The following is a 13,008-nucleotide window of genomic DNA, read 5'->3' on the forward strand; positions in this document are numbered from 1 at the left end:
CATGGCGCGGGCGAAACAGCCAATGATTTGGATCAGTGACGCGATGGTAAGCACCTCTAGCATCAAAGGGATTGATCAAGATAACTATCTCAAAGACAACAATCTTGCTGTCGATGCTATGAAGCGGAACAACGTTGGGGAGCCCTTGCCGGAAAATCGATTTCCCAAAGAAATGCACGCGGAATACAAAGACAAAAAGGAAAAAAACCCGACCTGTTCAATGCGGGCGGAACTTGGACGGTTTCTGCAGCATGCGCCGCTGTTCTACGCCAATACGACCTTGGTGACGGAAATCTCTATCCAGTCAAACTGATTCAACACGATCGCATCACACCGGCTGAGGGCGAGTATTTCTGCTTGAACTTTGAGGCGCAAAAGACAGCAGTGCTGACTGATCAATCACCGCGCATCACAAAGCCTCACCCAAATCATGATATCTGGCGGCCGCCCGGCGCAATGCAAGACAATGATATCGCCGTGACCGTATCTGCGTTGAATGGGCCGGACCTCTGGATGGACACGCAAATGCGCCGTGCTTTTTTTGTAAGCGATGCACTGGCACAGGCGTTGCGTGCGGCGAAGGTCTCACGCCCGTTCAAGCTCCGTAAGTGCATCGTGGTTTGAAGCGTTTCAACCTGCAGAAAGTTCAATTTTATTTTGCAGGCGTGACTCAACCGTGCTCTGCGCTACACTCACCTCATGCGGTGGATTCTTGCGGCATTGTTGGTGATCTCGGGTGGGGTGGCGGCGCAGGAGCGGCGGCCCAGTCACTGCATCGCCATTGCAGATGCGGCGCCGGGAATCGAATATCTGCATAAAGCGGCATGGCAGGATCCGGTGCCTAAATTCTCGGTGCGGATCAGCTATATCGCCCATGCGTCCTTTCTGATCCAGACGCAGGGTGGGCTAAACGCGGTCACAGATTTCACCGGTTTCATCGGTGGTGCGGCGCTGATCCCCGATGTGGTGACAATGAACCACGCCCACAGCACACATTGGACCAAATTTCCCGATCCGGCCATTCCGAATGTGTTGCCGGGCTGGGGTGAGTTCGGTCAGGGGATCGACCATCATCTGGATCTGGGTGAGATGCTGGTGCGCAATGTCTCAACCGATATCCGCTCGGCTTATGGCGGTGTTGAGACGCGCGGCAATTCGATCTTTGTGTTTGAGGTAGCCGGGCTGTGCATCGGCCATCTGGGTCATCTGCACCACGTCCCGTCGGATGAGCAATTTGCAGCTCTGGGGCGCCTGGATGTGGTCATGGCGGCCGTCGATGGCGGCACAACCATGCCGCTGCCCGAGATGATTTCCGTCCTGAAACGGCTGAAAAGCTCGGTCATCATTCCGATGCATTGGTTCTCGGGGTTTTCGCTGGACCGGTTTCTGGTGGACATAAGGGGTGAATTTCCGGTTGAACGCGACGGCGTGTCGGAAATCACCGTTTCCCTGCGCTCGCTTCCGGACCGGCCGACCGTCGTGGTGTTAGAGCCGCAATACCTGATCGAACTGGAATAGGGCTTGTCGGCCAGCCTCGGCTTGGGCAAGGAATAGGTATGAAACTGAACCCTGCCGACGACGCCCTGGCGCAATCAATCCGTAATTCCCTGGGTGATGATGTGTTGCGCCCTGTGGCCGAACGCTATGTCGAAGAGCCGCGCCGTCGGTTTTCAGGGCATGTCGGCCTGCTGGCGTTGCCGCGCAGTGCTGCGGATGTATCCACCTTGGTACGGCTGGCCTCTGACGCGGCGGTACCGGTGGTGCCTTATGGCGGCGGGACTGGTCTGGTGGGCGGGCAGGTCATGCCAGACGGCCCTGCGCCCCTGTTGATTTCGTTAGAGCGGATGACAGCCATTCGGGCGGTGTACCCTGATGAGAACGTGCTGATTGCCGAGGCTGGCGCAATTCTGGCCGATGTTCAAACCGCAGCAGAAAGCGCGAACCGACTTTTACCTTTGTCGCTGGCTGCGCAAGGGTCTTGTCAGATTGGTGGAAACCTTGCGACCAATGCGGGTGGGGTCAATGTGCTGCGCTATGGCAATGCGCGCGACTTGTGTCTGGGGCTTGAGGCGGTTCTGCCCAGCGGAGACATCTGGCATGGGCTCAGTCGGTTGCGCAAAGACAACACGGGCTATGACCTGCGAAATTTGCTGATTGGCGCGGAAGGAACGCTAGGGATCATTACTGCGGCGGCGCTGAAACTATATCCGCAACCGTCTTCAATCGGGACGGCGATGGTGCAGGTGTCCTCGCCCGAGGCAGCAATAGCCCTTTTGGCGCTGGCGCGGGATCAGGTGGGTGAGGGTGTCAGTGCATTTGAGTTGATCCACCAACAAGGGCTGGCGTTTTTGTCTGAGGTTCTGCCCGATGTCCGGCAACCCTTTTCAACGCAGCCTGAATGGTGCGTCCTGATCGAATTGGGGTTGCCTGTAGGGTCAGATCCGTCATCAAAACTGGCAGCACTGTACGAGGCGGCTGAAAACCACGACCTTGTCGGCGAGGCGGTCATTGCCCAGAACGAAGCGCAGCGTCAGGATTTGTGGGCCGTGCGTGAAAACATCCCCGAGGCCAACCGGCTGATCGGGTCGGTTTCAAGTCACGACATTTCGATCCCGATTTCACGGATTCCCGAGTTCATTCGCCGTGGGGCAGACATCGTGGCTGGGTTCGGGCCGTTTCGGATCAATTGTTTTGGCCATCTTGGGGACGGGAACCTGCATTACAATGTGTTCCCCCCTATAGGGGCCAATCGGTCTGCGTTTGAGGCGCAGCGGCACCATATCAAACGCGCTGTGCATGACCTTGTGCATACGTTTGACGGGTCGGTCAGCGCGGAACATGGGGTTGGGCGTCTGAAGGCGGATGATCTTGAACGCTATGGCGACCCGGCTAAACTGACCGCAATGCGCGCAATCAAAACCGCGCTGGATCCACAGGGGATTATGAATCCGGGCGCGGTTTTGAAGTGATTGACGCGGCCCGAAAGAACCTGCGTCGCGCCATTTAAGTTACTGCGGCAGAATAACCTTATCGATGACGTGGATGACGCCGTTTGAGGTTTCGATATCGGCCTGCACCACATTGGCGTCGTTCACCATCACGCCGTTGTCCAGATCAATGGTGACGTCACCGCCCTGAACAGTGGCAGCCGTCATGTCGTCAGACAGATCACCCGACATCACTTTGCCCGGAACCACGTGATAGGTCAGAATCGCAACCAGTTGATCCTTGTTTTCCGGCTTGAGCAATGTCTCGACCGTGCCCTCGGGCAAGGCAGCAAAGGCTTCGTCCGTTGGAGCGAAAACAGTGAAGGGACCTTCGCCCTTCAGAGTGTCCACCAGCTCGGCGGCCTGAACGGCGGCGACGAGGGTTTCAAAGCTGCCCGCGTTAACTGCGGTGTCGACGATGTCTTTTGAATGGCCATCAGCAAAAGCGGATGTGCCAACGATAAAGCTTGCCAAACCGGCAAAAGCGAGTTTGCGAAACATGGTAGTAATTCCCTTGTTGGAATGCCTGTCGCGGCATCAACAGGGGTACGGGCTATCACCGCACCAAGATCACTGAACATGTTGATAAGTTTGTCTTGACGGTACAGCCGGCCGCGCTAAGCCAGCGCGGCTCCCGATTTCCACTCACGATAATGTGATCTCAGGCGCGCTTAAAGCCCGTCGAATTCACACAGGACATGCACATCCATGTCCATCTCTTCCAGTACTTTGCGACCACCCAGCTCAGGCAGGTCGATGATGAACGAGCACGAGACGATCTCTCCGCCCAGCCGTTCGATCAGTTTTATCCCGGCTGCAGCCGTGCCGCCCGTGGCCAGCAGGTCATCGACCACCAGAATTTTCTCACCCGGCTGAATCGCATCGTCGTGAATTTCGACGATGGCTTCGCCGTATTCCAACTTGTAATCCTGACTGATGGTGGTTCCGGGCAGCTTGCCCTTCTTGCGGATCGGCACGAAGCCAACGCTCAGTTGGTGCGCGATGGCACCGCCCAGGATGAATCCGCGCGCCTCAAGGCCCACGACCTTGTCGATCTGTTCGCCCGCGTAGGGGTGGAGCATTTGGTCAATTGCCATCCGGAACCCGCGCGGGTCTGCGAAAAGAGTGGTGACATCCCGGAACATGATCCCTTCATGCGGGAAGTCCACGATGGTTCGGATGTAATCCTTGACTGACTTGTTTCTGGACATGTCCAACCCCTCTGGTGTCAAAACTCGCGGGCGTGTTTGGCCGATCGGGGTCAGTCATGCAAGAAAAGATTGCCGTCGCTTTACTTGCGACGGCCCCGAATTGTGTTCGGCAATCCGTAGTAGCGGTACAACGTACCGGGCAGCCAAGACAGGTGTGGTTTGCGCCAATTGCGTTGATCTCGCAAAAGAAATGCCTGTGCGGCATGAAGGTTCATTGTCATATTCCTTTTTTATTGTTAATTGCTCGATATCTACAATCACTATGCGATGTATATACAATGCATCGCGAAAAGAATCGAGTATACGACGGGATCAAGGCGCGTGGGAAAGAAAGACGGTAAGGCTTCTACCAAGAAAAACAGTCAGTTGGTCTTGCGCCTGGACAAGGATGAGCGCGACGCTTTTGTTGAACTTTGCAAGGAATTGGACACGTCTGCCGCGCGCGAAATTCGGCGATTTATTCGCGGGTTCATGAAAGAGAACGCCGAAGAATAGCCTTCAGGTCGGGCGGCGTAGCACGGCTGTTACCACGCCCATACCAATCAGGGTCAACCCTCCGAAGCGGGTCAAAGCGGTGATGACGCCGGCGCGCCCGATCATCCGGCGCAGGCGATCGGCTAACAGCGCATAGGCCAGCGCGTTCAGCCAGGCCAGTCCGACGAAGGTTGCGATCAGGATGGCGAATTGCGGGCCCAATGGCTCAGCCGGGCGCAGAAACTGCGGCACAAACGCAATGAAGAATGCGATGGACTTAGGGTTTAGCGCGGTGACTGCTGCGGCATGGCCGAACACAATCCGGGCGGTGATATCTTTCCCGGTTTTCACAGTCTCAAGGCCGTCCGTAGGCGCGCTGCGTAGCAGTTTTATGCCCAACCAGATCAGATAGGCGGCCCCGACCCATTTCAACACGGAAAACAACGTGGCAGAGGCCAGCACCAGCGCGCCTAGCCCCAACAACGAGGCCGTCATGGCCACCAAGTCCCCCACCGCCACCCCGGTGGCCGACGCCACGGCAACGCTGCGCCCTTTGGATAGGGCATAGCTGAGCACCAGCAACACGGTCGGGCCGGGGATCAGCAGCAAGGCGGTCGAGGCGGCCACAAAGGTTAGCCAAAGATCAAGGGACATGGGGCATCCTTGTCATTGCGTTTTCCACACAAAGCCCCGGTCTTACGGTAAGGTCAAGCCCTTCGCGGCTCGGTCATACGGCGCATCAGCGCCTCAAGCGGGCCGCGTTTGAAGCGGCGGAACCAAAGCAGAGAATAGACCGAGCTCGCAGCACAGAAGACCAGCGCATAAGCAATGATCTGTGGCGCGGTTAAGGACCCGTCCAGCAGTCCCGCTTCTTCCAGAACACCCATTCCGATCAGGATATGCGCCATATACAGCGTCAGGGCTTGCCGGCCCGGTGCCGTCAGAACTGGGCCGAGACGCAGCTTTTCGATCCTGGGCCACAACTTGAGCATCAGCCCAATCACCAAGCAAGACGTGCCTGCTCCGGCCAGAATGTAAAACGGCCCCGGCGGGATGGATTTGGTGCCAAGATAGGCCACAAGGTTCGGGTCCGAGGCCAGCACCTGCGGAAATATTGCCAGGACGACCGCGCCAAACCCCCACATGATCAGACGGTGTTGCATGCAGGTTGTTTCCAGTTGCGACCTGCCTATGGCCATCCCGATCAGAAGGAATGCGGCCCAGGGCAGAACCGGGTGCCAGCCATTGAACAGCGTATTGCGCAGAAAGCCCGGCAGGGTCCACAGGTCCGCATAGGTGAGGGTGGTCCAGTCCCAGCCACGATCGTAGTCAAAGACCAGATTGGCCAGTACAGCCAAGGCAACTACCGCAATCACACCCAGCCAAAGCCCGCGCGGGGAAGCGGTCAGAAAGGCAGCGGCCACGACGAAGTACAACGCGTAGAAGTGCAGAATATCAGCCTCGAAGATCATCATGTTGAACAGGCCGAGCACGAACAGAAACGCAGCGCGCCGCAACAAAACACCCGCAGTTACGCGCGAAAGCCCAACGCCGATACCGGCCAGAACGACGAACAATGCCGCGGCCCGGCCTTCGAGCGCTGTGATCAGCGTGTTGGCCCAATCGGTGCCGGGCGCGACCTCGGCGGCAATGCGGAAATTCACCAGGACCATCCCGCAAAAAGCCAAAAAGCGAGCGGCGTCCAAAGCCTCAAGTCGTTTCATATCGTTCCTCTATTCAGGCGGTGTTCTGGCGGGCCCTAGTGGCGCAAGCGGGGTGTAACAGCCTGTGTGTGCTAAACAAACTGCGAGGGCTGGGTCAAGATTTCAAGGTGGTGCAAAAAGGGTCCGGCGGTGCCAGGGCCGCCGTGGCTTAAAGATTGAGTTAAGTCTTGGGTGTGTACCTTGAAGCGCCCGTCTGAAATCACAAAATGAGAACTGAGACCAAGAACCGGGAGAGGATGATGACGCAGATACACCATCGCAGTACGGGCGCGTTTTCTGAAGCCATCCAGTCAAAATTCGTCCTTGTGAAAGGGGCGATGATCCTGCTGATCCTGATCGGTTGCACGCTTTACGCGGGTGCTGTGGGATACATGTATGTCAATCAACAATCTCTGCTTTACAAGCCCGAAGGAGAATTGCCTGCGCCCAAAGCGGTCGGGCTGGCGGATGTAGACGCAATTTCGCTGACCATGGCCGATGGCGCGGTTTTGACGGCATGGTCTGCGCCGCCTGCGTTTGAGGGCGCGCCAACAGTTTTGTTCTTTCACGGCCAGGGTGGCAATCTGGGTGACCGGGCGGATCGCCTGCGGGAAATTCTGAACAGCGGGTACGGCTTGCTTGCGCCAAGCTATCGCGGTTATCCGGGCAGCGAGGGAGAGCCGTCCGAACTGGCTCTGATTACCGACGGTGTTCAGATGTACGACCGGTTGGATAGCGCTGGAGCAAACATAGTCCTGCACGGCCAAAGCCTGGGCACGGCTATCGCCGCCGCTGTGGCTGAACAGCGCCCCAATGCGCAGTTGCTGGTGCTTGAGGCTCCGTTTACCGCGACGGTGGACGTGGCGGCGGAAAGGTATCCCTGGCTGCCAGTTCATGCCCTGATGAAAGATCAGTTCGCAACGCGAGACCTGATGCAGAACCTCTCTGTCCCGACCCTGATCTTTCACGGGACCGAGGATGAAACTGTTCCGGCGCACCATGGTCAGGCCTTGGCGGCGATGTCGGGCGACAGGGCGCAGCTGTTTGTTCTGCCAGACGCCGGCCACAATGATCTGTGGACACACGGGTTGTGGGATGAGGTGCAAAAATCACTGCCTCAGACCTGAGGCAGGCAAAGTCAGATAATACGGCCTGCAATGGCATCCAGCTTGGCCAGCAGGGCTGGGTCGCGTTTTTCTGGTGCGGTCAGAATTGCAAACTCCAATGCGCGGTCGCAGCCATGCGGGCAGGGCGCGCGATCTGCGCCCAGCAGTGTTGGTAGGCTCTTTACCAGAGCACGGCCTTTTTCGGCATTGCCGGTCAGGGTGGCGATGATGGCGGTAACGTCGACCTCTCCGTGATCAGGATGCCAGCTGTCATAATCCGTGACCATCGCGATCGAGGCATAGCACAGCTCGGCCTCGCGGGCGAGCTTGGCTTCGGGCATGTTCGTCATGCCGATCACGTCGCAGCCCCAGTGTTCACGGTACATCTTTGACTCGGCCAAGGTCGAAAACTGCGGCCCCTCCATCGCCAGATAGGTCCCGCCGCGATGGATGGTGATGCCTGCGGCCATGCCCGCGGTTTCACACGCGTCAGACAGGCGCGGGCAGGTTGGGTGGGCGACGCTGACATGGGCGACGCAGCCGGTGCCGAAAAAGCTCTTGTCCCGTGCAAAGGTTCGGTCGATGAACTGATCAACGATTACGAAATCTCCCGGCGCCATATGTTCGCGGAACGACCCGCAAGCCGAAACCGAGATTACATCCGTCACACCCAGCCGCTTCAGCGCGTCAATATTGGCGCGATAGGGCACCTCGGTCGGCGAATGTACGTGACCGCGCCCGTGGCGGGGCAGGAATGCCATGTCCACCCCGTTCAGCGACCCGGTCAGGATCTGATCCGAGGGATCGCCCCACGGTGTCTCAACAGTGACCCATTCGGAATGTTCCAGGCCGTCAATGTCGTAAATGCCTGATCCGCCGATGACGGCAATCCTGGTCTGGGTCACTTGTATTCTCCGAATGAAATGCGTGGTCACGAAGTTCTGCGACGCCATCGCGTGTTTGACAAGGGGCAAAGACTAGCGTGATCGCGACAACAGATTGCGCGCGCCTGACTGTAAGTGAAAATCGTCCCAGGCTGCATCGAAGCCCTGCAACGACCACGTCAGATCCTGTGCCTGACCGTGGCGATCCCGAAAAACAAAGCGAAAGCTCTGACCCGTCAACATCGCATCCACAATCTCTTGCGCGCGGGTGCCGTTGAATGTGCAGCTCAGCCCTGTCAGGCATCCGGGGCTCCGTGTGCGCCAGTGAACGCCATCCGCTCCGTCAACGCGAAACCCTGAGGGCGAGAATAGCGTGCCGGGCTCCATTCCGAACTCGATTTCATACCCCTGCGGATCAGGCGTGATAAAGACAAACTGTGCGGCGAACTTTGGACGGTAGGAGAAAACCTCGGCGCGGCGAATATAGCAGCGCTGTCGCAACGCGCCTTTTTCCGGGCGCTCATCACAGATCGAGTTCCAGATGCCGAAGGCCTCGTAGTGCGTCACTCGCCAGTTTCCGGCGGTGTCATTGCCCTGTAAATCCTGCGCAAATGCGGATATCGGGGCCATCAGAAGAAAGAGTAACCATCGCATGATGCAAAGGTGCCCATCCGGCTGCTCGTCTTCAATTCACGAAGTTGCGAGGCAACAGGTATGCGCCATGCGCATATCAGCCTCCCGGCTGGTGCGGTGGCTTACGGGCGGGATGACAGGTAGAAGACCCCTTTCGCGCGATCATATCAATCCACAGGATGCCTCATGCCCCGAGCCACGCTGGCAAGCTTTGCCAATCGCATAGCCAAACCCGATCTCCGTTGGATGCCGGATGAAGGGTTGACTGTCTCGCGTCTTCGGATCGAGCTGCTGTCTGGCCTGACCGTGGCACTGGCTTTGGTGCCCGAAGCGGTTGCCTTTGCTTTTGTTGCCGGTGTTCACCCGCTGGTCGGTTTGTACGCGGCATTCATGGTGGGCTTGATCACGGCGCTGATCGGTGGCCGGCCGGGCATGATCTCGGGCGCAACCGGTGCTTTGGCAGTGGTGATGGTGGCGCTGGTGGCAGAACACGGCGTCGAATACCTGTTTGCGACTGTGGTTTTGATGGGCATTCTGCAGGTGATTGCTGGTGCGATGCACTGGGGTCGGTTTATCCGCTTGGTGCCGCATCCGGTGATGCTGGGCTTTGTGAACGGTCTGGCCATCGTGATCTTTCTGGCCCAAATGGGTCAATTCAAAGTACCTGGTTCCATGGAAAATACCGGCCATGGCATGAGCGGAGGCGAGTGGCTGACAGGCATGCCGATGTATCTGATGCTGGGCCTTGTTGCGCTGACAATGGCCGTGATCTGGGTGATGCCGCGCATTACACGCGTTGTTCCCGCGCCGCTGGCCGGGATCGCCGTTGTGGCCGCGCTCGTGATTGGCTTTGGACTGGACGTGCCCCGTGTAGGCGATCTGGCTTCGATCGAGGGCGGATTGCCAGCCTTTCACGTTCCCATGGTGCCGCTGAACTGGGAGACTTTTGAGATTATTCTGCCCTACGCAGTTATTCTGGCCGCCATCGGCCTGATCGAATCCCTGCTGACGCTGAACCTTGTTGGTGAGATCACCGGTAAGCGCGGAGGCGCTTCGCAAGAGTGTATCGCGCAGGGCGTGTCGAACGTAGCCACCGGTTTCTTTGGCGGAATGGGCGGCTGTGCGATGATCGGTCAGTCGATGATCAACGTGAAATCCGGCGGCCGCACCCGTATCGCGGCGATCGCGGCGGCTCTGTTCCTGCTGGTGTTCATCCTGTTTGCTTCACCCCTGATTGAGCAGATCCCGCTGGCCGCTCTGGTTGGGGTGATGTTCATGGTGGTGATCGGGACCTTCGCCTGGAATTCATTCAACATCATGCGCAAGGTGCCACTGATGGATGCATTCGTCATCGTCCTGGTGACGGTTGTTACCGTGATGGAGGACCTCGCCGTAGCTGTGGTTGTAGGCGTCATAGTCTCGGCGCTGGCCTATGCGTGGAACAATGCCAAACGTATCCACGCGATCACCCGCGAGTCCGAGACGGAAAAGGGCGCGAAAGTATATGAGATCAATGGCCCGCTGTTCTTTGGATCCTCGGACGGGTTTATCGAACTGTTCGATGTCCCGAATGACCCGGAAACCGTGATCGTGGATTTTGCCGAAAGCCGCGTTGTTGATCAATCGGCGCTGCAAGCTATCGAAAACATCGCTGCCAAATATGAGACAGCAGGCAAGCGCGTCATGCTGCGCCACCTGAGCCGTGATTGCCACAAGCTGCTGAACAAGGCCGGACACCTGATGGTCGATAGCGACGATGACCCGGATTATGAAATTGCCGTGGATTATTCGGTGCGCACTGGCATTCTGGGCGGCCACTGATTTTTTTGCGAGGCTCTGCCTCGCGCTCCGGGATATTTGGGGCCAGATGAATAAAGGATCCCAGCTTCATCTGGCGAAAAATATCCCGGGGGATTCGCCCGCAGGGCGGCGGGGGCAGCGCCCCCTTTGGTCGTTCAGTCGTCAGGGCGATTCAGTGAGAACAGATCGGTAACGACCGAATAGTCCCGATATCCTAGCCGCGCCAAAGGTTGAAACGTGGTCACATCGAATATTCCATCGCGCAGGCAATCATCGCGAAGATGCACGCCGGTGACTTCACCAAACACAACCCGATTGGCCTCACCCGGCAGGGTCACGATTTGAGTGAGCTTGCATTCCAGGCTGGCCGGGGCACCTTCGACCCTGGCGCAGGGGATGGTTTCACAGTTCACCGGTGTCAGGCCGGCATGACCGAACTCATCCACATGTTTTGGCAAGTTAGCTGAGCTGGCGTTCATCGCGTCTTTGTGTGCGTGGGCCACGACATTGACGCAGAACACACCGGTTGCAGCGATATTGGCGAGGCTATCTTTGCCGCCGTCCTGATCCTGCTTGGTTCCGGTTGACGCAAACATCACCTGCGGCGGCGTATAGGCCACCCCGTTAAAAAATGAATAGGGCGCAAGATTGTTGATCCCATCTGCGCCGCGGGTGGAGATCCAGCCAATCGGGCGCGGTGTGATAATGGCATTGAATGGATTATGCGGCAGGCCGTGGCCGTCTTCGGGGCGATAGAACATCTGATCTCCAAGCGTTTGCCCAAGGCCTACCGAAGTGCTAGGGCGATTGCCAGTAAGGAAAAGAGGGCAGGGTGCAGCAGTTCGGGATCAGGCCGGAAGAGCCGGATGATTGGTGGGAGGTCGAAGCATTATACGATCTGTGCTTTGCGCCAGGGCGCGAGGCGCTGTCGTCTTATCGTCTGCGTGATGATGTTCCTCCAGTTGCAGGCCTGTCGCTTGTTGCGCGCGACGGACAGGGGATTCTGGCCGGTGCGATCCGGTTCTGGCCGGTGCATGTGGGGGACCATGATGCATTGTTGCTGGGGCCGGTCGCTGTACACCCCACTCATCAGGGTGAAGGGCTGGGCGGCGTTCTGATCTATGAAGGCATTGAGACGGGACGGGTGAAAGGCTGGGATCGGGTTATGCTGGTGGGTGATGCACCGTACTATTCCCGGTTTGGCTTTTCCCTTCTGCAAGGCATCGAAATGCCACCCCCCACCAATCCGGACCGGGTTCTGGGCCTGGAACTGGCCCCCGGTGTTTGGGACGGCGTTCGGGGATTGGTGCGCCGCTGGAGCCGCTGATCTATTGAAACCGCCACATTTAATCCCGATGTCTTACAGACAGGAGGATTTTTATGCAGGACGTGGTTCTTGTCGAAAAACTGGATGCAGAGGCTGAACTTGACCGGCTGGCCAAGTATTACAGGTCTGCCGGAGGCCCGGGTGTCAAACTGTTGAACAGTTTGGGCGGGTCTGCAGAAACGCTATTGGATCAACTGCCTGACCCGGTCAGGCAGGGTTTGACGGGCGCGACCGAGCAGGCCTTATGGTTTGCAATGCACGCTGCCGAAGGATCGCGCCGCGCTGTTCCCGACCAACAGCCATGGGTCAACACGGCTTTGACCACCGCCATGGGTGCGGCTGGAGGGCTGGGCGGCATGTCCACCGCCCTGATGGAATTGCCTGCCACAACCGCAATGCTCTTGCGCTCGATCCAGGGGGCGGCGGCTCGGGAAGGTTTTGATCCTTCCGAGGACGGCGTGAAATTCGATTGCATTCAGGTTTTGTCTGCTGCGGGACCAATGGCGAATGATGACGGGGCCGATCTTGGGTTCTTTTCAGTGCGCCTGACACTGACAGGACCGGCCATGCAACGCGTAATCGCCGCCGTGGCCCCGCGCTTGTCCGTGGTGCTGGGCCAGAAACTTGCGGCTCAGTCCGTTCCGGTGCTGGGGGCGATCGCCGGTGGCGGTACGAACTATGTTTATACGCGGTATTACCAGCAGGTAGCGCGTGTGCATTTTGGCCTCAGACGCCTGGCCATTGACGCCGATATCCCCCATGACGATCTGGTGCGCAGACTGACGACACGTATGTAGGCTTTGTGCAAGGACTTGGTGAAAAACGCTTTATGTGGTAGTTTTGGCCAGAAGACCCGCGAAAAACAAACAAGATATGCGGGTCT

Annotated in this window: 16 protein-coding genes; 9 read left to right on the forward strand and 7 right to left on the reverse strand. The window is 57.9% G+C overall.

Features of this window, described 5'->3' with window-relative positions; genetic code table 11:
- Position 1 precedes the first annotated feature (1 nt).
- The 4 genes from RUM8411_RS20195 to RUM8411_RS20210 all read left to right on the forward strand — a co-directional run bounded on the left by RUM8411_RS20195 (position 2) and on the right by RUM8411_RS20210 (position 2,969).
- Positions 2-313 carry a hypothetical protein gene (locus RUM8411_RS20195; protein ID WP_085824535.1) on the forward strand — a complete coding sequence of 104 codons (312 nt, stop codon included), beginning with the start codon at positions 2-4 and terminating at the stop codon, positions 311-313.
- Positions 214-624 carry an imm11 family protein gene (locus RUM8411_RS23275; protein ID WP_370738046.1) on the forward strand — a complete coding sequence of 137 codons (411 nt, stop codon included), beginning with the start codon at positions 214-216 and terminating at the stop codon, positions 622-624. Before RUM8411_RS20195 ends, RUM8411_RS23275 begins: the two co-directional genes overlap by 100 nt.
- A gap of 75 nt (positions 625-699) precedes the next feature.
- Complete coding sequence (locus tag RUM8411_RS20205) at positions 700-1,518, forward strand: MBL fold metallo-hydrolase (RefSeq protein ID WP_085824537.1); 819 nt, start codon at positions 700-702, stop codon at positions 1,516-1,518.
- 38 nt (positions 1,519-1,556) lie between these two features.
- Positions 1,557-2,969 carry an FAD-binding oxidoreductase gene (locus RUM8411_RS20210; protein ID WP_085824538.1) on the forward strand — a complete coding sequence of 471 codons (1,413 nt, stop codon included), beginning with the start codon at positions 1,557-1,559 and terminating at the stop codon, positions 2,967-2,969.
- Positions 2,970-3,008: 39 nt separating this feature from the next.
- Here RUM8411_RS20210 and RUM8411_RS20215 read toward each other — a convergent pair whose 3' ends face one another.
- Complete coding sequence (locus tag RUM8411_RS20215) at positions 3,009-3,488, reverse strand: fasciclin domain-containing protein (RefSeq protein ID WP_085824539.1); 480 nt, start codon at positions 3,486-3,488, stop codon at positions 3,009-3,011.
- A gap of 170 nt (positions 3,489-3,658) precedes the next feature.
- Positions 3,659-4,198, reverse strand: coding sequence for an adenine phosphoribosyltransferase (locus tag RUM8411_RS20220; protein ID WP_085824540.1), 540 nt, complete (start codon positions 4,196-4,198; stop codon positions 3,659-3,661).
- Between the two features lie 321 nt (positions 4,199-4,519).
- On the opposite strand from RUM8411_RS20220, the gene RUM8411_RS22900 reads away from it, so the two are divergent.
- Positions 4,520-4,693 carry a hypothetical protein gene (locus tag RUM8411_RS22900; RefSeq protein ID WP_200818616.1) on the forward strand — a complete coding sequence of 58 codons (174 nt, stop codon included), beginning with the start codon at positions 4,520-4,522 and terminating at the stop codon, positions 4,691-4,693.
- Positions 4,694-4,696: 3 nt separating this feature from the next.
- Here RUM8411_RS22900 and RUM8411_RS20225 read toward each other — a convergent pair whose 3' ends face one another.
- Entirely contained in the window at positions 4,697-5,326 is a 630-nt protein-coding gene (locus RUM8411_RS20225; RefSeq protein WP_085824541.1) for a LysE family translocator, read from the reverse strand.
- A 53-nt stretch (positions 5,327-5,379) separates the two neighbouring features.
- Positions 5,380-6,396 (reverse strand): DUF418 domain-containing protein, encoded by a 1,017-nt coding sequence (locus RUM8411_RS20230; RefSeq protein WP_085824542.1) that lies wholly within the window; start codon positions 6,394-6,396, stop codon positions 5,380-5,382.
- Between the two features lie 239 nt (positions 6,397-6,635).
- Here RUM8411_RS20230 and RUM8411_RS20235 point away from each other — a divergent pair, with 239 nt between their 5' ends.
- Positions 6,636-7,502, forward strand: a complete 867-nt coding sequence (locus tag RUM8411_RS20235) for an alpha/beta hydrolase (protein ID WP_085824627.1) — start codon at positions 6,636-6,638, stop codon at positions 7,500-7,502.
- An 11-nt stretch (positions 7,503-7,513) separates the two neighbouring features.
- Here RUM8411_RS20235 and RUM8411_RS20240 read toward each other — a convergent pair whose 3' ends face one another.
- Both RUM8411_RS20240 and RUM8411_RS20245 read right to left on the reverse strand, forming a co-directional pair.
- A complete protein-coding gene (locus tag RUM8411_RS20240) occupies positions 7,514-8,386 on the reverse strand; it encodes an S-methyl-5'-thioadenosine phosphorylase (RefSeq protein WP_085824543.1) in 873 nt (290 codons plus the stop codon).
- Between the two features lie 72 nt (positions 8,387-8,458).
- Complete coding sequence (locus RUM8411_RS20245; protein WP_085824544.1) at positions 8,459-9,019, reverse strand: invasion associated locus B family protein; 561 nt, start codon at positions 9,017-9,019, stop codon at positions 8,459-8,461.
- Between the two features lie 165 nt (positions 9,020-9,184).
- On the opposite strand from RUM8411_RS20245, the gene RUM8411_RS20250 reads away from it, so the two are divergent.
- Positions 9,185-10,819 (forward strand): SulP family inorganic anion transporter, encoded by a 1,635-nt coding sequence (locus RUM8411_RS20250; protein ID WP_085824545.1) that lies wholly within the window; start codon positions 9,185-9,187, stop codon positions 10,817-10,819.
- 134 nt (positions 10,820-10,953) lie between these two features.
- On the opposite strand, the gene RUM8411_RS20255 is transcribed toward RUM8411_RS20250, so the two are convergent.
- A complete protein-coding gene (locus RUM8411_RS20255) occupies positions 10,954-11,559 on the reverse strand; it encodes a flavin reductase family protein (RefSeq protein WP_085824546.1) in 606 nt (201 codons plus the stop codon).
- A 71-nt stretch (positions 11,560-11,630) separates the two neighbouring features.
- Here RUM8411_RS20255 and RUM8411_RS20260 point away from each other — a divergent pair, with 71 nt between their 5' ends.
- Both RUM8411_RS20260 and RUM8411_RS20265 read left to right on the forward strand, forming a co-directional pair.
- Positions 11,631-12,125 carry a GNAT family N-acetyltransferase gene (locus RUM8411_RS20260; protein ID WP_085824547.1) on the forward strand — a complete coding sequence of 165 codons (495 nt, stop codon included), beginning with the start codon at positions 11,631-11,633 and terminating at the stop codon, positions 12,123-12,125.
- A gap of 53 nt (positions 12,126-12,178) precedes the next feature.
- On the forward strand, positions 12,179-12,922 hold the full coding sequence (locus RUM8411_RS20265; protein ID WP_085824548.1) for an EcsC family protein: 744 nt from the start codon (positions 12,179-12,181) through the stop codon (positions 12,920-12,922).
- Positions 12,923-13,008 lie beyond the last annotated feature (86 nt).

It is taken from the genome of Ruegeria meonggei, from assembly GCF_900172215.1.
Lineage (GTDB): Bacteria > Pseudomonadota > Alphaproteobacteria > Rhodobacterales > Rhodobacteraceae > Ruegeria > Ruegeria meonggei.